Source organism: Amycolatopsis sp. NPDC034160, assembly GCF_055575355.1.
Window position 1 is genome coordinate 51,253 of the sequence record NZ_JBVISU010000011.1, and the last position, 21,084, is coordinate 72,336.

The following is a 21,084-nucleotide window of genomic DNA, read 5'->3' on the forward strand; positions in this document are numbered from 1 at the left end:
GCTTTGGTGACGTTTCAGCGAGCTCGCCGGGGCAGACGGGTCGGCAGCGGTGCGCCACGCCGCGGCCGGTCCGCCGTCGCCTGAGCAGGCGCTTGGGCAGGCGACGGGGCAGGCGGGAGCGGCTGGGACTTCCGCTGAGGTTGAGGCAGCGGAGGCGGGGCCTGTGACTCGCGAGGCCAGGCGGGGGTGATCATCGCCTGTGCCCCGACCCGGCGGACCGGCAGTCCGTGCGCCTCGCGGGCACGCAGGCCGGGCCAGATCTCGGCAGCCTCTTTGGCGGCGTCGCGGATCGCGGTGCCGTCGAGCGAGGTCCGCGTCTCTTCGATGTCGCGGTCGAGCCACTGGACGACGAACTCCAGCGGCCCGGCCGGCGGCAGCGGCCACAGGAAGATCTCGTGGTCGACGTGGAACGACGTACCGCCGAGGCCGTGCGCGCGCAGCACCGGCTGGTCCGGTTTCGACGCCGATGGCACGGAGATGGTCTCCGAACTGGCCCGGCGGCCGTCGGGGAAGAGCACTCCGACGAGCAGCGCGTTGTAGTCCGGTACGCGGCGGTGGTCGATCAGGCCTTCGGCGTGATCGCCGGGCAGCAGGTCGCGCGCGTAAACCGACAGCTGGAAGGTCACCGACTCCGGCCATACTTCGATCCCGCGCAGCGCCACGATGGTCCGCTCGGCGCGGCCCAGCGGCATCGACCAGGGCAGGATCGCCGGGACGATGTACTCGCGCGGTGGGTCCACCCAAGGGCGGCCGTTGTAGCCGAACAGCTCCTGTTCCGGCACCGGGAACAGGGGACGGCTGCGCGGGCCGTCCGTGAAGAAGCTCATCGCGGACCAGGTGGGGCGAACCTGGCTGACCCGCCGTTCACGCCGTCAAAGACCACCATGCGGTTCACGGTATCCGATGACCATGCCGGTACTGAACGGTTTCACCACACCTTTCGCGTCACCCGAAGCCCCTGATCCGCACCTTTGAGCCCTTCGGGACCTTGGTGCCCGGCTGCGGATCCTGCTGCAGGACGAAGTCGAAACCGCCGTTTCCGCCGCCGTTCCCGTTGCCGTTTCCGCGACCCTGACGGTCGGGGTCCAGACCCGCTTGCCGCAGGATCTGGATCGCCTCCTCCATCCGCTTGAAGGTCACGTTCGGTACTTCGACGGCGTTCGAAACGAAGACCCCGATGCGGCGGTTGCTCGCCTTGCCGCCGCCCTTCGGGTCGGTCCGGATCACCTGGCCGGCGGCGAACTGGTCGGAGAACTCCTCGCCTGCCTGGAACGGCTGGAAACCGGCCTGCTGGAGGATCGTGAACGCGGCGTCCTTGCTCTGGCCCGTGACGTCGGGGACCGGCGGCAGCGGCTCGGGGCCCTTCGACAGGATGATCGTGACCTGCCCGCCGATGTTCAGCTGCGAACCGGGGCTCGGGTCGACGCGGATCACCTTGTTCTTGGCGACCTCGCTGAACTCCTGCTCGCCGAGGGCCGGGGTGAGCTGTGCGGCCTTGATCGCCGTCTCGGCGTCCTGCTGGCTGGTCCCGGCCTGGACGTCCGGCACGATCGGGCGGCCCTTGGACAGCACCACGGTGACCGTCGAGCCCGGCGCGAGCGACGTGCCCGCCGCCGGATCGGACCGGATCACCGTGTGCTGCGCCGCGGTGTCGCTGTACTCCTCGGTGTAGGCCGGGGTCAGCTTCGCCGAACGGAGCGCGTCACCGGCGGCGGCCTGGTTCATCCCGGCCAGCTTCGGCACCGAGGACGACGTCGGGCCGGAGTCGTTGAGGATGAAGGCGAACGCGCCGATCAGGCCCCCGAGGACCAGGACCGCGGCAGCGATCATCACGTAGAGGCGGTTGCGCGACCGTGGCTGGTCTTCGTCGTCCGCGGGTGGTTTGGGTCGCGGGGGAGGCGTTCGCGGCGGCTGGGCGGCCGCGAATTGCGGCTCCCGGTGCAGTGCCTGCGTCCCGCGTGGGCCGGTGACCGGCAAGGTCGCCTCGGCGACCGGGGCCAGCACCGTCGTCGCCGTGGCGGCGCTCGACGCCGGGACGGCCGGGATGCCGGGGGTGGTGCGTTCGGCGTCGGTCTCCCGGTCGGCGTCGGGCGGCAGCGGCACGGGCACCGGGACCGCTGGGATGCCGAGGACGGTGCGCAGATGGTTCAGCTCGGCGAGAAACACCGCCGCGTCGGACGGGCGCTGCTCGGGGTCGCGGCGGGTGGCGCGCAGGATCAGCTCGTCCAGTGCGGGCGGAATGCCCGGCCGCAGTTGACTCGGGCGGGGGACGTCGTCGTTGACGTGCCGGTACGCCACCGAGAGGGCGGTGTCGCCGGTGTAGGGCGCCCGTCCGGTGAGCATTTCGTACAGCAGGATCCCGGTGGAGTAGACGTCGCCGCTGGAGGTGGTCGCGCCGGTGGCGACCTGTTCGGGCGAGACGTAGGCGACGGTGCCGAGGATGACGCTGGAACTCGTGGTCCCCGCGCTCGCGATGGCACGGACCAGGCCGAAGTCGCCCACCTTGACCACACCGCCCGAAAGCGCCGTGCCGCCGCGGCCGATGAGCACGTTCTCCGGTTTGACGTCGCGGTGCACCAGTCCGGCCGCGTGCGCCGCGGCGAGGGCGGACAGCACGGGTTCGGTGATGCTCAGCGCGAGCGCGACGTCGAGCGGGCCGCGTTCGGCGAGCAGTTCGCGCAGGGTTCCGCCGTCGACGAGTTCCATGACCAGGAACGCGCGACCGGACTCCTCCCCGCCGGGGGTATCGAAGCCCTGGTCGTGCACCGCCACCACGTGCGGATGGTGCAGCCGGGCCGCCGAGCGGGCCTCCCGTTCGAAGCGCTCGACGAACGACCTGTCGTCGGCGAAGCGCGGGTCCATGATCTTGATGGCGACCTGGCGGTCCAGGCGGGTGTCGACGCCGCGGTACACCGACGACATCCCGCCGCGCGCGAGCAGCTTGTCCACCCGGTAACGGCCCTCGAGCAGAGTGCCCACCAGAGTGGGGTCCGTGCGTGTCACGGCTATGGATCGTACGGAAGTGCCCATGTTCTGATGTACGGGACCTGGCCCGGGCGGGATCACGATTTCCGTCATTTCGTCGAAACGGCGGTATGCGTCACCGAGCGAGCACTCTCCGTCATGACGGAGGTCGTCACCCGTGCGCAGTAACGGGACACGAGACGGAATGTGGCACAGTGTCACCTGTGAGTGGGATTCCCGTCGCCGACGACGTTCTCGGTGCAGATGTGGCCGTTCTTCCGATTTCCGAGGTCGCGACCGCGCTGAACGTTTCGGCCAACAAGGTCCGCCAGATGTTGCGTGACGGCCATCTGATCGCCGTCCGGCGCAAGGGCGAGCTGTACGTCCCCGGCGCGTTCCTGGTGAAGGACGGCGTGGTCAAGGGCCTGGCCGGCACGATCACGGTGCTCGCGGACTCCGGTTTCAGCCGGACCGAGATGCTGCGCTGGCTCTTCGCCGAGGACGAGACCCTGCCGGGGGCCACCCCGGTCAACGCGCTCCGGACCAGCCACGGCACCGAGGTCAAACGGCGCGCGCAGGCGATGGCGTTCTAGTCCGTCCGGACGTTCTGACCAGGACATACGTCGTAGCCGCGAGCAGCTGGCACCCCGCCGCGGCGGACAGCCCGGTGGTTACGGAGAGTGCGCTCAGCGGTCCCGCGGCCGCGGCACCCGCCGCGAGTCCGGTGATCTTCACGCTCGCCGCCGTCGTGAAAACCTGCGCCCGCACCTCCGCGGGCGCTTCGCGATGCCGGATGGCGAACAGCGCCGAAAGCTGCGGTCCTTCGGCGAATCCGGCGAGCACGGCGGCGGCCAGCAGGGTCACCACGTCGTGCCCGGCCGCCGCGAGCAGGAAGCTCGCGCCCAGCAGGACGGTGCTGGCGAGCACCGTCCGATCCGGTGGTGGCGGCTTGCGGGCCAGCACGGCGTTCGCGACCAGCGCCGCGGCGGCCAGCACGGTGAGCAGGAGCGCGCCGAATCCCGCGTTCCCCAGCCGTTGGGCGCCGAGCAGCGGGTAGCAGACCACCGCGATCCCGATGCCGACGAAGGACACCGTGGACGTCGCGGTCGCCCGCAACAGCGCCCGCTTGCGGAAGAGGACGGCGAACCCGTCGGCGAGCTGACGGCGGATCGGCTTCGTGGGCTTAACTTCGCCCGCGGGTAGCGACCATGCCGCCGGGAAAGCCACCGCGACCAGGGTGATCGCGACGGCGACCGCGGCCGGGGCGCCTGCGTAAGCGGTCACGAGCCCGGCCAGTCCCGGTCCGATGAGGCTCGCCGCGGTGAACGTCATCGCGTCCAGCGTGCTCGCCCTCGGCAACGACGTCCCGCCGCGGACGTGGGGCAGCTGAGCCGTCCAGCCGCCGGCCAAGGCCGGGTTGAGCAGGCCCGCCGCGACGGCGACCGCGATCGCCGCCGGGACTTCGACGAGCGCGAGTACCGCGCCGAGCCCGCCCGCGTAGGCGAGCAACGCCCACGCCAGCAGCCGTCCCGGCCGGGGACTGCGGTCGAGCAGCGCGCCGAGCAGGGGACCGCCCGCCGCCGCGGAGATCGTCAGGCCCGCGAGCAGCGCGGATCCGGTGGCGGCCGAGCCGTCGACACTGAGACCGAGCAGCAGCAACGCCGGCCCGGACAGCTCGTCGCCGGTCCTGGCGATCGTCGCTCCGGTGAGGTAGACGGCGAGTCTGTAACGGCCTCTCATAGATAAGACGTTACAGTGGGGGATGACTTCAGCGCAGCGGGATTTCCTGCCGGGCCGGTCCGCTCGGGAGGCGGCGCAGCGAGCGGTGGATCTTCTGGAGGTCCTGCTCGTGCCGGAACCGTCGGATTCTTCTGTCCGTTCCGTGCTGGAGGCGCACGGTGAGACCGACGTCGAGCTGGAGCCCTCGGACATGACGTCGTTGCGCGAGGCGGCTTGGGAGCTGCGTGCAGTGTTCGCGGCGCGGGATGTCACGGAGGCGGCCGGGGTGCTCAACCGGCTGCTGGCCCGATACGCGCATCCGCCGCGGCTGACCGACCACGACTCCGGATTCGGCTGGCATCTGCACGTCGACGCCGACGATGACGGGCCGTGGGGCGCGTGGCTGGCGACGTCGTCCGCGCTGGCGCTGGCGGTCTTGCTGGCGGACCGCCAGGCGCCTCCGGGCGGACTGTGTGCCGCTTCGGGCTGTGGGAAGCCCTTCGCGCACTTGGGCGGGGGGAGCCCGCGTCGGTACTGCTCGACGCGGTGCGCTACCCGGGAGCGGGTGGCGGCACACCGGCGTAAGCCACCCGAGACGCCATGAAAGGTCCTTTCCTCGCAAAATTTGCAAGGAAAGGACCTTTCATGGCGCGCGAAAGCGGGTCAGGACTGCTGCTTGTCGCGCCACTGGGTCCAGGCGCGCAGCTTGTCGAGGTTGTAGTCCGGTCCGCCGGTCGCCACGGTGAACAGCGAGACACCCAGCTCCAGCAGCTTCGGTCCCAGCTCCTCCGGGTCACCGTCGACGGCGATCGAACGCTCGATCTCCTTCGGGTCCCGGCCGACGTCGGCGCAGTGCTGGTCGAGGATCTTGACCTTGCGCTCGACGACCTCCGGGTCGCCGAAGCCGTGCCAGATGTCGGCGTGCTTCGCGACCAGGCGCAGCGTCTTCTTCTCGCCGCCGCCACCGATCAGCACCGGGATCTTGCGGGTCGGTGCCGGGTTCAGTTTGCCGAGCCTGCTCTCGATCCGCGGGAGCGCTTCGGCGAGGTTGTCGAGGCGTCCGCCCGCCGTGCCGAACTCGTAGCCGTACTCGTCGTAGTCCTTCTCGAACCAGCCGGAGCCGATGCCGAGGATGAGCCGTCCGTCGGAGATGTGGTCGACGGTGCGGGCCATGTCGGCCAGCAGTTCGGGGTTGCGGTAGCTGTTGCACGTCACCAGCGCGCCGATCTCGACCCGCGACGTGGACTCCGCCCACGCGCCCAGCATCGTCCAGCACTCGTAGTGCAGGCCGTCGGGGTCGCCGAACAGCGGGTAGAAGTGGTCCCAGTTGAACACGATGTCCACGCCGAGGTCTTCGGCCTCCGAGGCCGCCCGGCGGATCGCCTTGTACTCGGCGTGCTGCGGCTGCAGCTGGACGCCGATCCGGATCTTCCTGTTCGCAGCAGTGGTCATGTTCGCACCCTAAGCCTGGAGTTGCTCCACGCGCTCGTCAGTAAACCCGGCAAGGCGACCCCCGCCCGGCGGCGGCGCGGCACGACCGCTCGGGTGTTCAGCACGTCGTAATCGAGCGCCACGATCTCGTCGAGGATGCCTTCGTAGAGGACGAGCGCGGTCCGCACGCAATACCGGGATTCCTCGCGCAGCAACGGGATTCCCGCTTCCGCGCGGCGGTACACCGCCCGGTTGCGCGCCACCGACACGGCGAGCGCGCGCCGCACCCGACGGTCCGGCAGCCCTCGGGAACGCGACCATTCGAGCAGTTCGCGGTCGACACCGAACGCGGCCAGTTCCTCGGTGGGCAGGTAAAGCCGTCCCCGGTCGAGGTCCTCGCCGATATCGCGCAGGAAATTGGTCAGCTGGAACGCCTCGCCCAGCGCGGCGGCGTGGGGCTCGGCGTCGGAAATCGGGACGACGGCGCCCAAAACCGGCAGCATCTGCAGGCCGATCACCTCGGCCGAACCGTGGATGTACTCCCGCAGCTCGGCGTAGGTCGCGTACTCGGTGATCTTGAGGTCCATCGCCATGGACCGCAGGAACGCGGCGAACAGGCCGCGGTCCAGCTGGTGGCGGCGCACGGTGTCGGCGAACGCGGCCAGCACCGGATCGGCGGGGGTGGCACCGTCGAAAACCCGCCCTGCCGAATCGGCGACCTCGTTCAGCGCGGCCGCGGGATCGGTGCCGGGAGCGGGATTGTCGACCAGGTCGTCCGCCATCCGCGCGAAGCCGTACAGCGCGTGCGCGAACGGCCGCGCCCGCGGCGGCAGCAGCCGGGTCGCGAGGAAGAAGGTGCGGCCATGGCGCGCGTTGATCCGGCGGCACGCGGTGTACGCCGCCCGCAACGCCGGGTCGGTGATACCCGCGGCGTCGAGCTCGTTCATCGCCCGGTGACCCGTTCCGCCGCGAGCCTGCCGGAGATCACCACCGGCGGAATGCCGACGCCCGGCGTGGTCCCGCAGCCGGCGAGTACGACGTTTTCCGCCGCCCGCACCAGATTCCCCGGCCGGAACGGGCCGGTCTGGGCGAAGGTGTGCGCGAGGGAGAACGGCGTGCCCGCGGTGAGCCCGCGCTCCGCCCAGTCCGCGGGGGTGATCATCTCGTCGACGACGAATGCGTCCGTGAAGCCGGTGAGGCCGCGTTTTTCCAGCGTGCGCAGGAGTTCCGCGCGATATGCGGGCCCGACCCGGTCCCAGTCGATCTTGCCGCGGCGGAGGTTCGGCGCCGGTGCCAGCACCGAGATCACCTGATCGCCGCTGGGGGCGAGTCCCGGTTCGGTCGCGGTCGGCCGGGTCACCAGCAGTGAAGGGTCACTCATCAGCTTGCCCTCGCGGATGATCTCCGAGAACGTCTTTTCCCAGGCGCGGCCGAAGAAAATGGTGTGGTGGCCCAAATCCGGCCACGACCTCGGCGCGTGTCCGTGCAGTACGACGGCCGACGGCGAATACCGCAGCGGCAGCGGGCGCCGGGGGCGGGCGCCGAGAAGGCGATACGCGGTGCCGAGTTCGGTCGCGAGAACCACGGTGTCACAAGGGATCCGCTCACCCGAGCGGGTCCGCACCGCGCGCACCCGCGAGGAAACCCTTTCCAGCCAAGCGGCTTCGGTGCCGAACCGCACCTCCGCACCCGCCCGTTCGGCCGCGGCCGTCAGCGCACGCGCGATCTCGCCCATCCCACCGGACGGGTAGTAGACACCGCCGACGGTGTCCATGAAGGAAATGACGCCGTACGCGCCGATCGCGCGGGCCGGGTCGAGTCCCGCGTAGAGCGCCTGGAAGGAGAACAGACGGCGCACGCGATCGTCGCGCAGGAAACCGGCGATCTTCGGGCCGAGCCGCCCGAAACCACCCAGTGCGGCCAGCTTCGCCAGTTCCGGGCGCACGAGATCGAGCGGGGAGTCGAAGTTCGCGCCGATGAAATGGTCCTTCTGTACCGCGTACAACTCGGTCAGCCAGCGCCGCAGCCGACGGTAGCCCTCGGCCTCGGCCGGGCCGGCGGCCGCGCGGATCTCGGCCTCCATCGCCGCCGCGTCCGTGTGCACGGCGATCGTGCTGCCGTCGGCGAACCGGGCGCGATAGGCCGGATCGAGCCGGGTCAGCGTCAGGTTGTCCGCCAGCGATTCACCGACCGCCGCGAAGGCCTCGTCGAGCAGTTCCGGCATGGTCAGCACGCTGGCCCCGGTGTCGACGGTGTTGCCGCCGAAGTTCGCTTGCCCGGCGCGGCCGCCGGGGGCCTTGTCCTGCTCCAGCAACGTCACCCGGCGTCCGGCGCCGAGCAGGTGCAGTGTCGCCGTCAGCCCGGCGAGCCCGCCACCGATCACCACCACGTGGTCACTCGGACCGGTGACGGTGCGCATCAGTAGGTCCGCTGGGTCGCCTTGACGACCAGCCCGGTCAGCGCGGCGGGAGCGGGTTCGGCCAGACGCGCGCGGTCCAGCGCGGCCATCGCGGATTCAGTGAGCTCGTCGATCCGGTGTTCCACCGCGTCGACCGCGCCGACGTCCCGCAGCGCCTCGCGCACGTTCTCGACGGCGTCCTCGGAAAGGTGAGCGTCGCCGATGGCGTCGGAGATGACCTTCTCCGCCGCTTCCTTGCCCTGCTCGGCCGCGCGCTGGAGACCCAGCGCGACCAGCAGGGTGCGCTTGCCCTCGCGCAGGTCGTCGCCTGCCGGTTTCCCGGTGACCGACGGGTCGCCGAACACGCCGAGCAGGTCGTCCCGCAGCTGGAACGCCACGCCGACCTCGTCACCGAACTCGCGCAGCGTCGCGATCAGGGCCTCGTCGGCGCCGCCGAGCGCGGCACCGAGGTGAAGCGGGCGCTGGACGGTGTACGCGGCCGTCTTGAGCTTGCAGATGTGCAGTGCGGCCTCGGGGGAGGCGTCGCCGGTGGCCTGCGTGCGCACGTCGAGGTACTGCCCGGCGAGCACCTCGGTACGCATCGCGCGCCACGCCGGCCGCGCGGCGGCCAGTGCCGCGGGCGGCAGCGGGGCCTCGCCGAACATGTCGTCGGCCCAGGCCAGCGCGAGGTCACCGACCAGGACGGCGGTCGCGAGCCCGAACGTGCTCGGCGAACCCAGCCAGCCGCTGTCGGCGTGCAGTTTCGCGCCCGCGATGTGCACCGTAGGCGAACCGCGGCGCGAATCGGAGGAGTCGATGAGGTCGTCGTGGATCAGCGCACACGCCTGGATCAGCTCCAGGCTCGCCACCGCCTGCAGCACGCCTTCGACGTCCGGCCCCGCCGGATCGCCGCCCGCGCCGCGCCAGCCCCACCAGGCGAACGTCGGGCGCAGGCGTTTGCCGCCGCCGAGCACGAACCCGGCCAGCGCGTCGATCCCGACGCCGACGCTCGGTTCGGTGCGGCGGATTTCGGCACCGGCGCGCTCGAGGAACCCCGCCAGCGCCCGCTCGACGTGGGCGGGCAGATCGGCGTCGTAGGCGGACGTGTCCATGCGCACATCCTCCGGGAAGGACGGCGTCGGGACCCAGTCGGGTGCCGTCGAATGTGGCGGAACAGACGTCAACCGCGGGTCTTGGCGTAGTGCCGCTTCGCCCGCGCCCGGTTCCCGCAGTCCGCCGAACTGCACCAGCGCCGCGACCGGTTGCGCGTGTGATCGGTGAAGACCCAGCCACAGCCCGGCCCTTCGCACTCCCGGACCCGATCGAGTGCTTCGGAGCGCAACAGCTCCTCGGTCGCCAACGCGAGGAAGTGCGGCAGCGCGTCGCCGTCGTCCAGCGGTACCACCCACCGCAGTGGCAAGGACGACGGGAGCGACGCGTGCCGGTATGCCTCGATCAGGGGCTTTCGCAGCACCGTGAGGTCCGGCGGATCCGACACGAGCACGCGGTAAAGCGTCTCGCGGAACGTCTTCACCGTCTCGAGGACGGCTTCGGAGATCTCCAGTCGTTCGCTGCCCGCACCCACCAGGACGACCCACTCGGACAGCCGCGCCGGATCCGAAAGCCGGTCTTCCCGCCTGGCCGGATCGCGCCGCCAGGAAACGGTGTTGACCAGGTCCAACGGCACACTCCCGCCGATGCTGTCGTACCCGTCCCAGTGGCCGTCCACAGATCCTCCTAATGGTCAAAATAAGTTTAGCTTGTTAGGCTCGGTCGTATGACCACGCTCCGGCAGCACTATCTGTCCGGCGCCCGAGTCGGCCTCGGACTGGGTGTCGCGACCTTCGTCCTCGGTGTCACCTTCGGCGCCTACAGTCAGACTCTGGCCTGGGGGATCGCGGCCCCGATCGTCGCGTCGATCATCGTGTTCTCCGGCTCGGCCCAGTTCGCGATGGCCACCGCGCTCGCGGGCGGCGGCAACATCGCCGTCGCGGTCGGCGCCGCGGCCCTGATCAACGCCCGTTTCCTGCCGATGGGCGCCGCCGTCGCCGCGGACCTGCGTGGCGGGCGCCTGCGCCGCGCGTGGGAGGGTCAAGCCGTCGTCGACGGCTCGTGGGTCGCCGCTCACCTCGGCGGAGGACGCTTCGACCGCGAGAAGCTCATCGGCTGCACGCTCGTCCAGCTGCCCGCGTGGGTCCTGGGCACCGTGCTCGGCGTCCTCGCCGCCCCGTCACCGGACATCGTCGCGCGCTTCGGCCTCGACGTCGTGTTCCCCGGCTTCTTCCTGGTCCTGCTCATCGACGAACTCCGCCGGTCCCGTGAGGCGGTCTGGACGGCGGCGCTCGCCGCCTGTCTCGCCGGCGTCCTGGTGCTGTTCGTCCCGGTGGGGCTCGCGCTGATCGGCGCTTCGGCGGCCGCGCTGGTGGGATTGGGGGCCCGGCGATGACCCTCTGGATCGCCATCGTCGCCGTCGCGCTGGTCAGCATCGGGTTCAAGGCGGCCGGCCCGGTCCTGCTCGGCGACCGGGAACTGCCGCCGCGGCTGGCCGGGGTCATCGCGCTGCTCGCACCCGCGCTCCTGGCCGGTCTCGTGCTCACCGACGTGACCGGCCCGGCCTGGTCCGGGCTCGACTGGACGCTGTGCGCCGGGCTGGCCGCGATCGCGGTGACCTACCTACTGCGCGTGCCGGTGCTCGCCGCGATCCTCTGCGGCGTCGTCGTCACCGCCGCACTGCGTTTCTTGGCGTGAAGTACGTGATGGCCCCCTTCCTTGCGCCTAGCGCAAGGAAGGGGGCCATCACGTACTGGGGGAAGGGGTCCTTCATGTGCCGCTTACGAAGCCGCCCAGAACGGTCCGCTCAGCCCGGCCTGGGCGAAGTACGCCGCCGCGGAGGCCGGGTCCCGGCGGGCGTAGCCGTGCTCGAGCCTGCCTTCGTACCAGCCGGCCGCGAGCCGCCACAGTGTCGCCAGATCCATGACGTAACCCTTGTCCTGCCCGGTTTCGGCGAGCCATTCGTCCACACAGGACTCCCCGCAGAACAGCCGCTGGTTGCCGCAGGTGTGCACGACGTCGTCCCACATCCGCGCCACCGGCACCAGGAAATGCGCGACCAGTTCACCCTTTGGCGGGGCCTGGTCGTTCACCAGCAACGCCTGCGGTTCGCCGCAGCCGCGGCAGCGCGTGGACACCAGCACCTCGGGTTCGGTCTTGACCAGACGCGGGATCGCGAACGAGTCCCACGCGCAGCCGCCCCACCACAGCGTCCGCTCGCCCATCACGGAAAACCCCAGCGGAATCGCCGCGAACGGATGCGCCATCACGACGTGCTCACGGGTGTCGAGCACCAGATGTCGCTGCTCGGCGAGGCGGTGCAGCGCCTGTTTCGCCACCGCGAGCGATCCGTGGGCGGCGTCGGCCAGTTCCGGGGCCGTCGGCGGTCTCCCGTGCTCGGCGAACGCGCGGTAGACCGCGACGCGGACGTCCTCGTCCCAGCTGGTGTCGGTTTCGGCGCTCATGGCGGCTCCCTGTGCTCGTCCCCGAGTCTCCCCAGGCTCGCGCCACTCAGCAACCGCGCGAGAGTGGCTGAAGTCGCATGTCCATTGCCTGAGAGGGGACTCCCAGCCAGCGGACTTTCCCCCTTAACATGGCGGTATGACGTCGGTGGTCGAGCGGTTGCAGGGTGATGGACCCGTGTTCTCCATCGAGTTCTTCCCGCCTCGCGACGCGGCCGACGAGGCCGTGCTGTGGAAGTCGATCCGTGAACTCGAGCCGCTGGACCCGGCGTACATGTCGATCACCTATGGCGCCGGCGGGTCCAGCCGCGACGGCACGATCCGCAGCATCGCCCGCGTCGCCACCGAGACCACGCTGGTGCCGATGGCGCACCTCACCGCCGTGAACCACTCGGTCGCGGAGCTGCGCAACGTCATCGGCTGGTACGCCGCCGTCGGGGTGCGGAACATCCTCGCGCTGCGGGGTGACCCGCCGGGCGACGTCTACGGCGACTGGGTCCCGCATCCGGAGGGGCTCAACTACGCCGAGGAACTCGTCGAACTGGTGCGTTCGCTCGGCGACTTCTGCGTCGGCGTCTCGGCGTTCCCGTACGGCCACCCGCGGTCGGCGAACCTCGAAGCCGACACCGAATACCTCGTGCGCAAGCTCCGCGCGGGCGCGGATTTCGCGATCGCGCAGCTGTTCTTCGAGCCCGAAGACTTCCTCCGCCTGCGTGACCGGGTCGCGGCCACCGGCTGCGAGGCACTGGTCATCCCCGGCATCATGCCGCTGACCACGCTGCGGACCCTGCACACGACGATCAAGCTGTCCGGCGCGCCCGCGCCGCGGCGGCTGCTGGACCGGCTCGAACCGCTGGCCGACGATCCGAAGGCCTTCCGCGCGGCGGGGATCGACACGGTGACCGAACTGTGCGAGCGGCTCATCGCCGAAGGCGTCCCTGACCTGCACTTTTACACGTTCAACCGGTCCAAGGCCACGCGCGAGGTGGTCAGCAGGCTCGGCCTGGTCCCCGCCAGGGCGTAACTCCGTACCGAAGTAGCCTGGCATCCCGGTAGCGTGCCGGGCATGGCTTCAACCGCGCGAAGTGTGCACCAGATCTGTGACCGGTACGTCGACGAGTACGCCGCGGCCGACCCGGTCGCCGCGACGACGTTCGGCATCTCCGGATACGACGACCAGCTGACCGACTACTCGCCCGCCGGGCACGCGGCGCGGGCCGCCATCGCCGCCCGCGCGCTGGCCGACATCGAAGCGGCCGAACCCGCCGACGACGGCGAGCGCGCGGCCAAGGCGGTGTTCACCGAGCGGATCGGCTTGCAGCTGGAGATCCACGAGGCGGGTCTCGACATCGCGGCGCTGAACGTGATCGAAAGCCCCGTCCAGGAACTGCGCATGGTCTTCGACTTCATGCCCACCGACACCGCGGAAGACTGGGCGACGATTGCCGCCCGGATGGCGCGGGTGCCCGAAGCGCTCGACGGCCTCCGTGCGTCGCTGCTCGCGGCCGCGGGCGCCGGCCGGGTGTCGGCGTTGCGGCAGGTCGGCAAGGTCGCCGAACAGGCCGAGACCTGGGCGGGGCTGAAGGACGAGACCGGGTTCTTCGAGACGCTGGTCTCGGGGGCGAAGGACGTCGACGAGAAGCTGCGCGCCGAGCTCGGCCGGGCCGCGCACACCGCGCAGGAGGCGTACGCGGAGTTCGCCGGTTTCCTCCGCGCCGAACTCGCCCCGCTGGCGCCGGTCAAGGACGCCGTCGGCGCCGAGGTCTACCGGCTGTGGTCGCGGTTGTTCACCGGAGCCACCTTCGATTTGGACGAGGCCTACGCCTGGGGCTGGGCCGAGTTCACCCGCATCGAGACGGAGATGCGCGAGGTCGCCGGCCGGGTCAAGCCCGGCGCGACCCTCGCCGAGGCGGCCGCCGCCCTCGACGCCGACCCGAAGTACGTCGTGCGCGGCCGGGCGGAATTCCAGGCCTGGATGCAGAACCTGTCCGATAACGCGCTGAAGTCGTTGCGCGGCAAGCACTTCGACATCTCCGACCGGGTGATGGCGCTGGAGTGCAAGATCGCCCCGCCCGGCGGCACCGTCGGCGCGTACTACACCGGCCCGAGCGAGGACTTCTCCCGTCCCGGCCGGATGTGGTGGTCGCTGCCGCAGGGCCGGGACGAGTTCACCACCTGGCGCGAGGTCAGCACCGTCTACCACGAGGGCGCGCCGGGTCACCACCTGCAGATCGCGACCGCGGTGGACCAGTCGGAGTCGCTCAACAAGTATCAGCGGTTGCTCGCGTTCACCTCCGGGCACGCCGAGGGCTGGGCGCTGTACTCCGAGCGGCTCATGGAGGACCTCGGGTTCCTCGACGACGACGGCGAACTGTTCGGCATGCTGTCCGAACAGCTGTTCCGCGCCGCGCGCGTGATCGTCGACATCGGCATGCACCTGGAGCTGGAGATCCCGGCCGGGACCGGATTCCACGAGGGCGAGCGGTGGACGCCGGAACTGGGCCTGGAGTTCATGCTCACCCGGACGGTCACCGACCCGGCCCACGTGCACGACGAGATCGACCGCTACCTGGGCTGGCCCGGGCAGGCGCCGTCGTACAAGCTCGGGGAACGCCTTTGGCTCGCCGCGCGCGAAGAAGCCCGCGCCCGGCAGGGCGACGCGTTCGACATCAAGCAGTTCCACACGCGGGCGCTGGCGCTCGGCGGGATGGGGCTGGACACGCTGCGGGAGATGCTCGCGGCGCTGGACTGATCCGGCTCGCCTCCGGTAGTGCCATGAAAGGTCCTTTCCTTGCGAAATTTGCGAGGAAAGGACCTTTCCTTGCGTGCTTCGCCCTCGACGCACGGCGAGGTGGCCCGGCCGCCCCTCAATTCACGTGCGCCCACCGCCGCCCCTTGATACGTTCGGCTCGTGCAGCGGATCTTTCTTGTCACCCCACCCCCGGCCTCCTGAGCGGGGTGTCTCCGGCCGCGCGGCGTTCCAGCCGCCCGGCCTCCTAGTGCTGCACTGAAGCACCCCGCGTCGTCGACGTCCTTTCCGACCGACACAGACGCAGGAGCGTTTCCCCATGTCCGTTGCCGTACCCACGCGCGCCCGATCGTCGGCCGCGCTCGTTCTCGCCGGTGTCCTCTGGGGCACCGGCGGCCTCGCCGGATCCCTGCTGGCATCCCGTGCGGGGCTCCATCCGATGGGTGTCGCCGCGTACCGGCTGCTGATCGGCGGCGTGATCGCCACCGGCTACCTCTGGCTCACCGGCGGTCTCCGCGGCCTTCCGCGCACGCGGGAGGCCCGCCGTCGCCTCCTGGCCGTCGGCGGCCTGTTCGCCCTCTTCCAGACCAGCTACTTCGCCGCGGTCTCGCTGAGTTCGGTGAGCGTCGCGACGATGACCACCATCGGCAGCGCACCCGTTCTGCTCGCCGTCGCGACGGTCGTCAGGACCAAGAAATTCCCCACGCGCTGGACCTTGGTGTCCCTGGCCGGTTCCCTCACCGGGCTCGCGCTGCTGCAGTGGACGCCCGGTGAGAAGGTCGACGTCGCCGGAGTGCTGTTCGCCTTGCTCGCCGCGGCCGGGTTCGCCGCGTTGACCCTGGTGACCGCGACCCGCGTCGAGGGGCTGGATCCCTTGCCCACCACGGCTTTCGGTTGCCTGATCGGCGGCGCCGCGCTCGCACCCGCCGCGGTGTGGTTCGGGATGGCGGTGCCGCTGGAGGCCGATGTTCTCGCGCTCGTCCTGTACTTCGGCGTCGTGCCCACGGCGTTGGCGTACGCCGCGTACTTCCGCGGTCTCGAAACCGCGCATCCCGTGCTGGCCGCGTTGTCCGCGCTGCTCGAGCCGCTGACCGCCGCGCTGCTGTCCATGGCCGTGCTCGGGGAACGGCTCGGCACCATGGGCTGGTGCGGCGCGGTGGTGCTCATCGCCGCGCTCGCCGTCGCGTATACGAAGCCTTAGAGGGGAAGGGTCCGGCCGAGGATCGCGAACGCCCGCGGATCCCCGGCGAAGTGGTAGTCCCGCAGTACGTCGACGAACCCGACGCGCCGGTACAGGTTCCAGGCCCGGCTGGTGCCTTCCGGCGTGGAAAGGAGGACGTGGGCGTTGGGCACGCCGTCGAGCAGCCGTCGCAGGAGGTCCTCGCCGATCCGCTTCCCCTGGCTTTCCGGGCTGACGTGGATCTCGGTGAGCTCGAAGTAGTCGGACATCCAGTGCTCGGCGGCGGCCTGGCCCTCGCGGCGGGTCAGGCCGTGGCGGACCTGTTCATGCCACCACTGGCCGCCGCGGCCCTTGTAGCCGTAGGCGAGCCCGAGCAGGACGCCGTCCGCGTCGAGCGCGGCCATACAGCGCCAGCCTTCGCGCAGCGCGTGCGTGAGCCACATCGGCGCGCGCTGCTCCGCCGTGCCTTCGGGGTAGCGCATGGCATTGACGTAGATGGTCAGCGCCTCGGGGAGCCGGGCGCGGAACTCGTCCGCGGACAACTGGACGTAGCGGGTGCGTTCCGAGGACATCGCGGTCACGGGCGTTCATCCTGCCCGCCGCCCGCGACGGTCGCGGGAGTGCCCCCGGTCAGCGCGACCAGCTCCTCGAACGTCGTGGGGAACACGGACTTCGGATGCCCGGCGGCGGCCCAGACGACGTCGTGGGCGCGCAACGCGGTGTCGACGAGAGTGGTCAACGCCTTCGGGTGACCGATCGGGGCGACCCCGCCGATCGGCTGTCCGGTGTGCGCGCGGACGAACTCCGCGTCCGCCTTGCCGATCTCGTCGGCGCCGGTCAGCGTGGCCAGCAGCCCGGTGTCGGCGCGGTGCGCGCCGGAGGTCAATGCGAGCAGGGCCGTCTCCGTGTCGCCGGTGCGGCTGCGGAACACGAGGCTGTTCGCGATCGCGCCGACCTCGACGCCGAGTGCTTCGGCGGCTTGCGCGGCCGTGCGGACTTCGGCGGGGAGGATCCGGATCCCGTCCGCGGCGGCGTGCTGACCCGCCTCGGCGAGGGCGGCCGCGACCTTGGCCACCGAGGGATGGCCGGACTGGTCGATGGTGCTCATGACCCTATGAGATCACGAGCCCGATTCCGTGTCCCTCACCACATGCGGCGATCACCCGGCTACAAGGCCGAGGGCGCCGGGGTTGAAGAAAGGGGCACTTCAGGGTTACATTGGTCTTGTTCGAACAGACGTTCGACATTCGGTGAGCGCGCACCGGTAGGTGCCCGGCGCGGGGGCGGGGGAAGCGCCTCGGCGCCGGGCACCGGCCGGCGCTCACGTACAGGAGGAGGGTCGTCATGTCCGTTTCGGTCGTGTCCCCTGACGAAGCCGAGAGGCCGGGGGGCTCCGCGCAGCCCGCCCTGCCGATGTCGTTGCGCCCGCCGGCACCGCCCGCGGCGGTCTCCTTGTACGCACAGGCAAGGCGTGGCCTTGGCGAAGCAGAGCGGGAGAGTGATCCCGCGGAGCGGTTCATCGGCGCGTATCTCGCCGCGCTGCGGGGTGCGGCGGCGGTGCTGGAGGCCCGGGGCCGTCCGCACCGGGGCCGTGCGCGGCCGGCGAGCGGCTGGGTGCTGCTCGAATCCGTCGCGCCCGAGCTGAAGGAGTGGGCGGCGTTCTTCGCGGCCAACTCCGCGACGCGAGCCGCCGCGCAGGCGGGCATCACGGGCAAGGTCACCGCCGAACTGGCGGACGGGCTGGCGAAGGCCGCCACAGTGTTCCTGGAACTGGTCCGACGGGTGGTGCACGGGCTGCCGATGGGTGATGCGGCGCATGTGGCCTAGCGCGTCGTGGAGAGGGGGTGGCCGATGGCCGGGCAGGCCATGATCGACCAGAGCAGGTTCTTGGCGGTGATCGGCGCCGAAACGGAGCTGATGTCCCAGGTGGCGCACCACGCGTCCGCCGACGCGCCGGTCCCGACCTGCCCCGGCTGGACACTCGGCGAGGTGCTCCGGCATGTGGGCAGCGTGTACCGGGTCACCCGCCGGTGGATCACCGACGGGCGTCGTCCCGAGCACTGGCAGCGCAAACCGGGGCCTGGTCAGACCCTGGACGAGTACTTCCGCCAGGGTCGGGACGAACTCGTCGCCGAACTGGCCGCGCACGACGCGGACGAACCGGCGCCGACCTGGTGGCCGGCGGACCGCAGCTACGGGTTCTGGCGGCGGCGGATGGCGCACGAGGCGACCATCCACCGGATCGACGCGGAGAACGCGGCCGGGCGGGACGTGTCGGAGATCCCCGAAGACGTGGCACTCGACGGGATCGACGAGGCGCTGGCGCTCTGGTTCGGCCAGCGGCTGCCGTTGCTGGGACTGTCCGGGACGAAGACCGGATCGGTCGGTGTGCGCACCGCGGGCCATCACTGGATCGCCAGAGCCGGGCCGACGGAAACGGTCGCCTGGCGGTGCTCGGCCGAGGACGCCCAGCGTGCGGACGATCTGGTCACCGGACAGCCGGACAAGATCTACCGCTGGCTCTGGGGCCGGGCGGGTCCGACCGCGGTGACCGTCAGCGGAGACCAGGACATGGCGGGACAACTCTGGGCCCTTTTGCGGCTCGCGACTCGATGACCGGTCGGTGGGGAAGCCAAACCGGTCAGCGCCAGTCGGCGAAGCCGAAGATGTGCCTGAGAAGCGACCGAACGCGAAATGTCGGTGGTGCCGTCTAGGTTCACCAGGTGTGGCATCACACCTGGTGAACCTGGTCTTCGACTCGGCCCTTCCCAGAGATCTGGCGGGTTTCTGGGAAGGGCTGTTCAGCTGGGACGCCCCGTTCGACCCGGCCTTCCGCTCCGAGGCCGGGCCGAAACGGGGCAAGAACCGGCTGCACCTGGATCTGGCGAGCCGTTCGCCGGAACACCAGGCCGAACTGGTGGACCGTGCGCTGTCCCTCGGCGCACGACACCTCGACATCGGCCAGGGCCCGCCGGAGGAGAAGCGGGTGCCGTGGGTGGTGCTGGCGGATCCTGAGGGCAACGAGTTCTGTGTCCTCGAACCCCGTGAGCAGTACGCGGGCACCGGTGCGATCGCCTCGGTCGTCGCCGATGCCCGGGATCCGGAGCGGCTCGCGCGGTTCTGGGCGGCCGCGCTCGGCCGGGAGATCGGGGTCCGGGAGAAGCCGATCGTGGGCTTGCGACCGGCGGATGGCCGCGGTCCCTGGCTCGAATTCCTCGCCACCGAGGAGGAGAAACGGCACCGGAACCGGTTGCGGTTCGAAATCGCGCCACGGCGAGGCGGAAGCCGGGCGGCCGAGGTCCGGCGGCTGCGGGAGCTCGGCGCGACAGGGCAGGGGTCGGCGAGACAAGGCGCCGTGGCCATGGTGGACCCGGAAGGCAACGAGTTCAGCGTGCTTTCACCGCGCTGAGTGTTTCGCCGGGGTTGCGCGGCGGCGCCGAACGCTGACCTGAGCGAAACACCGGCGCCGTGGGCAGGCAACAACCGGCGGGGACCGTTGAGGCCATGGAGACCTATCGAATCCGGCCCACCCAGGTCCATTCCGGTGCGGAGACGGCGGCCGCGTCGGCCTGGCGGGTCCGGATCCGCGTGGACGACCGGCCGGGCACCCTCGCCAGGATCGCGATCAGGCTGGCCGACCTCGAGTGCAACATCCTCGGACTCTCGGTGCTGCCGGTCCCCGGCGGCGTGCTGGACGAGATCGTCCTGCGGCCGGCCGCGGGCTTGCCCCGGCAACTGCTCGTCGACGCGATCCGGGACGAAGGCTGCGAATGCTCCGCCGTCATCGACGCCGACCTCGCCGAACTGGTCGATCCGGCCACCGCGACGTTCACCGCGGCCAAACAGGCCGTCGAGGCGCCCGGCGGACTCGCGGAGGTGCTTCGCGGCGTCCTCGCGGCCGACGTCGTCACGAAGGTTCCTTCCATCGAGGCGAATCCCGCCCGGACGGAGGGCGGGCACCGGGCGGTGTTCCCCGCCGGGGACGGAACCGCGTTCGTCGCTCGCCGCCGGTGGTCGCCGTTCGTCGAACTGGAACTGAGCCGGGCCGTCGCGCTGATCGGCCTGATGACCGCCGTCCGCGACAACGTGACCGGCCCGATCGTGCTCGACCGGCCCGACGGCGCCGCGATCGTCCTGCGGAAGGGCGTCCCCGGTGACGCGGAGGCGGTGTCCGCGCTGCACCAGAGATGCTCGATGACGACGTTGTTCCACCGCTACCACACCGGAATGCGCGCCGTACCGCGTCGCTGGCTGCACCGGCTCCTGATGCCGCCGCGCGGAGTGAGCCTGCTCGCGGTCTGCGGTCGCGACGTGATCGGCCTCGGTCAGCTGATCCCGGCCGTCGGCGGCGAGGCGGCCGAAATCTCGCTCCTGGTCGAGGATTCCTGGCAGCGGCAGGGCATCGGCACGGCCTTGCTCTCCCGGCTCGCCGTGCTCGCCACGGCCAAGGGGGAGCGCGAACTCGCCGCCGTCTGCCTGCCCGGCGACGACTCCCTCTACCGCACCGCCGCCCGGGCGGGCCTTCGCCCCGAACGCCTCCCCGGCGATTCGGGCACCCTGCGCTTCACACTCCCCAACCCCCCGCGTTTAGTCCTCTAAATGCGGTAAACGCGGGAGGAGGTCAGCGCTTCCAGAACCAGTCTTTGCCGCGGGCCTCGCCCAGCGCTCGCTTCTTACGCTCGGGGGTGAGGCGGTCCAGGTACAGCTTGCCGTCGAGGTGGTCGATCTCGTGCTGCAGGCACTGCGCGAGCACGTCGAAACCTTCGACCTCGACCGGTTCGTTGCGCAGGTTGACCCCGCGCACGACGGCTCGCTTCGCACGGACGACCGGGAACCACAGTTCCGGCACGGAAAGGCAGCCCTCGCCGATCTCGTGCGTCTCCTCGGAGAGCTCGACGAGCTCCGGGTTGATCACATACCCGGTCAGCCCGCCGACGTCGTAGCTGAACACGCGAAGGCCGACCCCGATCTGCGGCGCCGCGAGACCCGCGCGCCCGGCCGGTTTCACCCCGTCCATCAGGTCGGTGACCAGCGACTCGATCTTCTTGTCGAATTTCGTGACCGGGTCGCATACGGTCTTGAGCACGGGATCCCCGAAGTAGCGCAGGTCGCGCATCACCATGTTCGAACG

At 70.8% G+C, this 21,084-nt stretch carries 23 protein-coding genes; 11 read left to right on the plus strand and 12 right to left on the minus strand.

The features are described 5' to 3' along the window. Positions 1–14: 14 nt before the first annotated feature. Both ACZ54P_RS22095 and ACZ54P_RS22100 read right to left on the minus strand, forming a co-directional pair. Positions 15–827, minus strand: coding sequence for a hypothetical protein (locus ACZ54P_RS22095; RefSeq protein WP_465463445.1), 813 nt, complete (start codon positions 825–827; stop codon positions 15–17). 118 nt (positions 828–945) lie between these two features. Then, the gene (locus ACZ54P_RS22100; RefSeq protein ID WP_465463446.1) at positions 946–3,003 is read right to left on the minus strand and encodes a PASTA domain-containing protein; all 2,058 of its coding nucleotides are present in this window, start codon (positions 3,001–3,003) and stop codon (positions 946–948) included. Positions 3,004–3,188: 185 nt separating this feature from the next. On the opposite strand from ACZ54P_RS22100, the gene ACZ54P_RS22105 reads away from it, so the two are divergent. Next, a complete protein-coding gene (locus ACZ54P_RS22105; RefSeq protein ID WP_061984007.1) occupies positions 3,189–3,557 on the plus strand; it encodes an Rv2175c family DNA-binding protein in 369 nt (122 codons plus the stop codon). Here ACZ54P_RS22105 and ACZ54P_RS22110 read toward each other — a convergent pair. Continuing rightward, positions 3,526–4,704, minus strand: coding sequence for an MFS transporter (locus tag ACZ54P_RS22110; protein ID WP_465463447.1), 1,179 nt, complete (start codon positions 4,702–4,704; stop codon positions 3,526–3,528). The two genes, ACZ54P_RS22105 and ACZ54P_RS22110, sit on opposite strands and share 32 nt — an antisense overlap. Positions 4,705–4,726: 22 nt before the next feature. Between ACZ54P_RS22110 and ACZ54P_RS22115 the strand changes: the two genes are divergently transcribed. Continuing rightward, on the plus strand, positions 4,727–5,287 hold the full coding sequence (locus tag ACZ54P_RS22115) for a CGNR zinc finger domain-containing protein (protein ID WP_465463448.1): 561 nt from the start codon (positions 4,727–4,729) through the stop codon (positions 5,285–5,287). 59 nt (positions 5,288–5,346) lie between these two features. On the opposite strand, the gene ACZ54P_RS22120 is transcribed toward ACZ54P_RS22115, so the two are convergent. The 5 genes from ACZ54P_RS22120 to ACZ54P_RS22140 form a co-directional block, all read right to left on the minus strand. After that, positions 5,347–6,135 (minus strand): LLM class F420-dependent oxidoreductase, encoded by a 789-nt coding sequence (locus ACZ54P_RS22120; RefSeq protein ID WP_465463449.1) that lies wholly within the window; start codon positions 6,133–6,135, stop codon positions 5,347–5,349. Beyond that, a complete protein-coding gene (locus ACZ54P_RS22125) occupies positions 6,132–7,061 on the minus strand; it encodes a phytoene/squalene synthase family protein (protein ID WP_465463450.1) in 930 nt (309 codons plus the stop codon). The genes ACZ54P_RS22120 and ACZ54P_RS22125 overlap by 4 nt, the downstream gene beginning before the upstream one ends. Continuing rightward, positions 7,058–8,533 carry a phytoene desaturase family protein gene (crtI, locus tag ACZ54P_RS22130; protein ID WP_465463451.1) on the minus strand — a complete coding sequence of 492 codons (1,476 nt, stop codon included), beginning with the start codon at positions 8,531–8,533 and terminating at the stop codon, positions 7,058–7,060. The genes ACZ54P_RS22125 and crtI overlap by 4 nt, the downstream gene beginning before the upstream one ends. Then, entirely contained in the window at positions 8,533–9,624 is a 1,092-nt protein-coding gene (locus ACZ54P_RS22135; RefSeq protein ID WP_465463452.1) for a polyprenyl synthetase family protein, read from the minus strand. The genes crtI and ACZ54P_RS22135 overlap by 1 nt, the downstream gene beginning before the upstream one ends. A gap of 68 nt (positions 9,625–9,692) precedes the next feature. Continuing rightward, on the minus strand, positions 9,693–10,241 hold the full coding sequence (locus ACZ54P_RS22140; protein WP_465463453.1) for a CGNR zinc finger domain-containing protein: 549 nt from the start codon (positions 10,239–10,241) through the stop codon (positions 9,693–9,695). A gap of 48 nt (positions 10,242–10,289) precedes the next feature. Here ACZ54P_RS22140 and ACZ54P_RS22145 point away from each other — a divergent pair, with 48 nt between their 5' ends. Together ACZ54P_RS22145 and ACZ54P_RS22150 are read left to right on the plus strand one after the other, a co-directional pair. Further along, on the plus strand, positions 10,290–10,958 hold the full coding sequence (locus ACZ54P_RS22145; RefSeq protein WP_465463454.1) for an AzlC family ABC transporter permease: 669 nt from the start codon (positions 10,290–10,292) through the stop codon (positions 10,956–10,958). Continuing rightward, positions 10,955–11,260, plus strand: a complete 306-nt coding sequence (locus ACZ54P_RS22150; protein WP_465463455.1) for an AzlD domain-containing protein — start codon at positions 10,955–10,957, stop codon at positions 11,258–11,260. The genes ACZ54P_RS22145 and ACZ54P_RS22150 overlap by 4 nt, the downstream gene beginning before the upstream one ends. A gap of 83 nt (positions 11,261–11,343) precedes the next feature. Here ACZ54P_RS22150 and merB read toward each other — a convergent pair whose 3' ends face one another. Further along, positions 11,344–12,027 (minus strand): organomercurial lyase, encoded by a 684-nt coding sequence (merB, locus tag ACZ54P_RS22155; RefSeq protein ID WP_465463456.1) that lies wholly within the window; start codon positions 12,025–12,027, stop codon positions 11,344–11,346. 136 nt (positions 12,028–12,163) lie between these two features. On the opposite strand from merB, the gene metF reads away from it, so the two are divergent. The 3 genes from metF (at position 12,164) to ACZ54P_RS22170 (ending at position 15,974) form a co-directional block, all read left to right on the plus strand. After that, positions 12,164–13,048, plus strand: coding sequence for a methylenetetrahydrofolate reductase [NAD(P)H] (metF, locus tag ACZ54P_RS22160; RefSeq protein ID WP_037304247.1), 885 nt, complete (start codon positions 12,164–12,166; stop codon positions 13,046–13,048). Between the two features lie 42 nt (positions 13,049–13,090). Next, the gene (locus ACZ54P_RS22165) at positions 13,091–14,776 is read left to right on the plus strand and encodes a DUF885 domain-containing protein (RefSeq protein ID WP_465463457.1); all 1,686 of its coding nucleotides are present in this window, start codon (positions 13,091–13,093) and stop codon (positions 14,774–14,776) included. A gap of 316 nt (positions 14,777–15,092) precedes the next feature. Beyond that, a complete protein-coding gene (locus ACZ54P_RS22170) occupies positions 15,093–15,974 on the plus strand; it encodes a DMT family transporter (protein WP_465463458.1) in 882 nt (293 codons plus the stop codon). Here the strand turns inward: ACZ54P_RS22170 and ACZ54P_RS22175 are convergent. Further along, positions 15,971–16,525, minus strand: coding sequence for a GNAT family N-acetyltransferase (locus ACZ54P_RS22175; protein ID WP_465463642.1), 555 nt, complete (start codon positions 16,523–16,525; stop codon positions 15,971–15,973). The two genes, ACZ54P_RS22170 and ACZ54P_RS22175, sit on opposite strands and share 4 nt — an antisense overlap. Positions 16,526–16,530: 5 nt before the next feature. Continuing rightward, complete coding sequence (locus ACZ54P_RS22180) at positions 16,531–17,061, minus strand: YbaK/EbsC family protein (protein ID WP_465463459.1); 531 nt, start codon at positions 17,059–17,061, stop codon at positions 16,531–16,533. 236 nt (positions 17,062–17,297) lie between these two features. Here ACZ54P_RS22180 and ACZ54P_RS22185 point away from each other — a divergent pair, with 236 nt between their 5' ends. The 4 genes from ACZ54P_RS22185 to ACZ54P_RS22200 all read left to right on the plus strand — a co-directional run bounded on the left by ACZ54P_RS22185 (position 17,298) and on the right by ACZ54P_RS22200 (position 20,552). Then, a complete protein-coding gene (locus tag ACZ54P_RS22185; RefSeq protein ID WP_465463460.1) occupies positions 17,298–17,780 on the plus strand; it encodes an SAV_6107 family HEPN domain-containing protein in 483 nt (160 codons plus the stop codon). A gap of 24 nt (positions 17,781–17,804) precedes the next feature. Then, a complete protein-coding gene (locus ACZ54P_RS22190) occupies positions 17,805–18,569 on the plus strand; it encodes a maleylpyruvate isomerase family mycothiol-dependent enzyme (protein ID WP_465463461.1) in 765 nt (254 codons plus the stop codon). A gap of 109 nt (positions 18,570–18,678) precedes the next feature. Further along, positions 18,679–19,362 (plus strand): VOC family protein, encoded by a 684-nt coding sequence (locus ACZ54P_RS22195; RefSeq protein ID WP_465463462.1) that lies wholly within the window; start codon positions 18,679–18,681, stop codon positions 19,360–19,362. Between the two features lie 95 nt (positions 19,363–19,457). Further along, positions 19,458–20,552 (plus strand): GNAT family N-acetyltransferase, encoded by a 1,095-nt coding sequence (locus ACZ54P_RS22200; RefSeq protein ID WP_465463463.1) that lies wholly within the window; start codon positions 19,458–19,460, stop codon positions 20,550–20,552. Positions 20,553–20,574: 22 nt separating this feature from the next. On the opposite strand, the gene def is transcribed toward ACZ54P_RS22200, so the two are convergent. Next, positions 20,575–21,075, minus strand: a complete 501-nt coding sequence (def, locus tag ACZ54P_RS22205) for a peptide deformylase (RefSeq protein ID WP_465463464.1) — start codon at positions 21,073–21,075, stop codon at positions 20,575–20,577. Positions 21,076–21,084 lie beyond the last annotated feature (9 nt).

What these genes read in the sequence shown, in the direction of transcription:
- ACZ54P_RS22095 (WP_465463445.1), bottom strand. Translation starts at nt 827, where the DNA reads ATGAGCTTCTTCACGGACGGCCCGCGCAGCCGTCCCCTGTTCCCGGTG.
- ACZ54P_RS22110 (WP_465463447.1), bottom strand. Translation starts at nt 4,704, where the DNA reads ATGAGAGGCCGTTACAGACTCGCCGTCTACCTCACCGGAGCGACGATC.
- ACZ54P_RS22115 (WP_465463448.1), top strand. Translation starts at nt 4,727, where the DNA reads ATGACTTCAGCGCAGCGGGATTTCCTGCCGGGCCGGTCCGCTCGGGAG.
- ACZ54P_RS22120 (WP_465463449.1), bottom strand. Translation starts at nt 6,135, where the DNA reads ATGACCACTGCTGCGAACAGGAAGATCCGGATCGGCGTCCAGCTGCAG.
- ACZ54P_RS22125 (WP_465463450.1), bottom strand. Translation starts at nt 7,061, where the DNA reads ATGAACGAGCTCGACGCCGCGGGTATCACCGACCCGGCGTTGCGGGCG.
- crtI (WP_465463451.1), bottom strand. Translation starts at nt 8,533, where the DNA reads ATGCGCACCGTCACCGGTCCGAGTGACCACGTGGTGGTGATCGGTGGC.
- ACZ54P_RS22135 (WP_465463452.1), bottom strand. Translation starts at nt 9,624, where the DNA reads ATGGACACGTCCGCCTACGACGCCGATCTGCCCGCCCACGTCGAGCGG.
- ACZ54P_RS22145 (WP_465463454.1), top strand. Translation starts at nt 10,290, where the DNA reads ATGACCACGCTCCGGCAGCACTATCTGTCCGGCGCCCGAGTCGGCCTC.
- ACZ54P_RS22150 (WP_465463455.1), top strand. Translation starts at nt 10,955, where the DNA reads ATGACCCTCTGGATCGCCATCGTCGCCGTCGCGCTGGTCAGCATCGGG.
- merB (WP_465463456.1), bottom strand. Translation starts at nt 12,027, where the DNA reads ATGAGCGCCGAAACCGACACCAGCTGGGACGAGGACGTCCGCGTCGCG.
- metF (WP_037304247.1), top strand. Translation starts at nt 12,164, where the DNA reads ATGACGTCGGTGGTCGAGCGGTTGCAGGGTGATGGACCCGTGTTCTCC.
- ACZ54P_RS22165 (WP_465463457.1), top strand. Translation starts at nt 13,091, where the DNA reads ATGGCTTCAACCGCGCGAAGTGTGCACCAGATCTGTGACCGGTACGTC.
- ACZ54P_RS22170 (WP_465463458.1), top strand. Translation starts at nt 15,093, where the DNA reads ATGTCCGTTGCCGTACCCACGCGCGCCCGATCGTCGGCCGCGCTCGTT.
- ACZ54P_RS22175 (WP_465463642.1), bottom strand. Translation starts at nt 16,525, where the DNA reads ATGTCCTCGGAACGCACCCGCTACGTCCAGTTGTCCGCGGACGAGTTC.
- ACZ54P_RS22180 (WP_465463459.1), bottom strand. Translation starts at nt 17,061, where the DNA reads ATGAGCACCATCGACCAGTCCGGCCATCCCTCGGTGGCCAAGGTCGCG.
- ACZ54P_RS22185 (WP_465463460.1), top strand. Translation starts at nt 17,298, where the DNA reads ATGTCCGTTTCGGTCGTGTCCCCTGACGAAGCCGAGAGGCCGGGGGGC.
- ACZ54P_RS22190 (WP_465463461.1), top strand. Translation starts at nt 17,805, where the DNA reads ATGGCCGGGCAGGCCATGATCGACCAGAGCAGGTTCTTGGCGGTGATC.
- ACZ54P_RS22200 (WP_465463463.1), top strand. Translation starts at nt 19,458, where the DNA reads ATGGAGACCTATCGAATCCGGCCCACCCAGGTCCATTCCGGTGCGGAG.
- def (WP_465463464.1), bottom strand. Translation starts at nt 21,075, where the DNA reads ATGGTGATGCGCGACCTGCGCTACTTCGGGGATCCCGTGCTCAAGACC.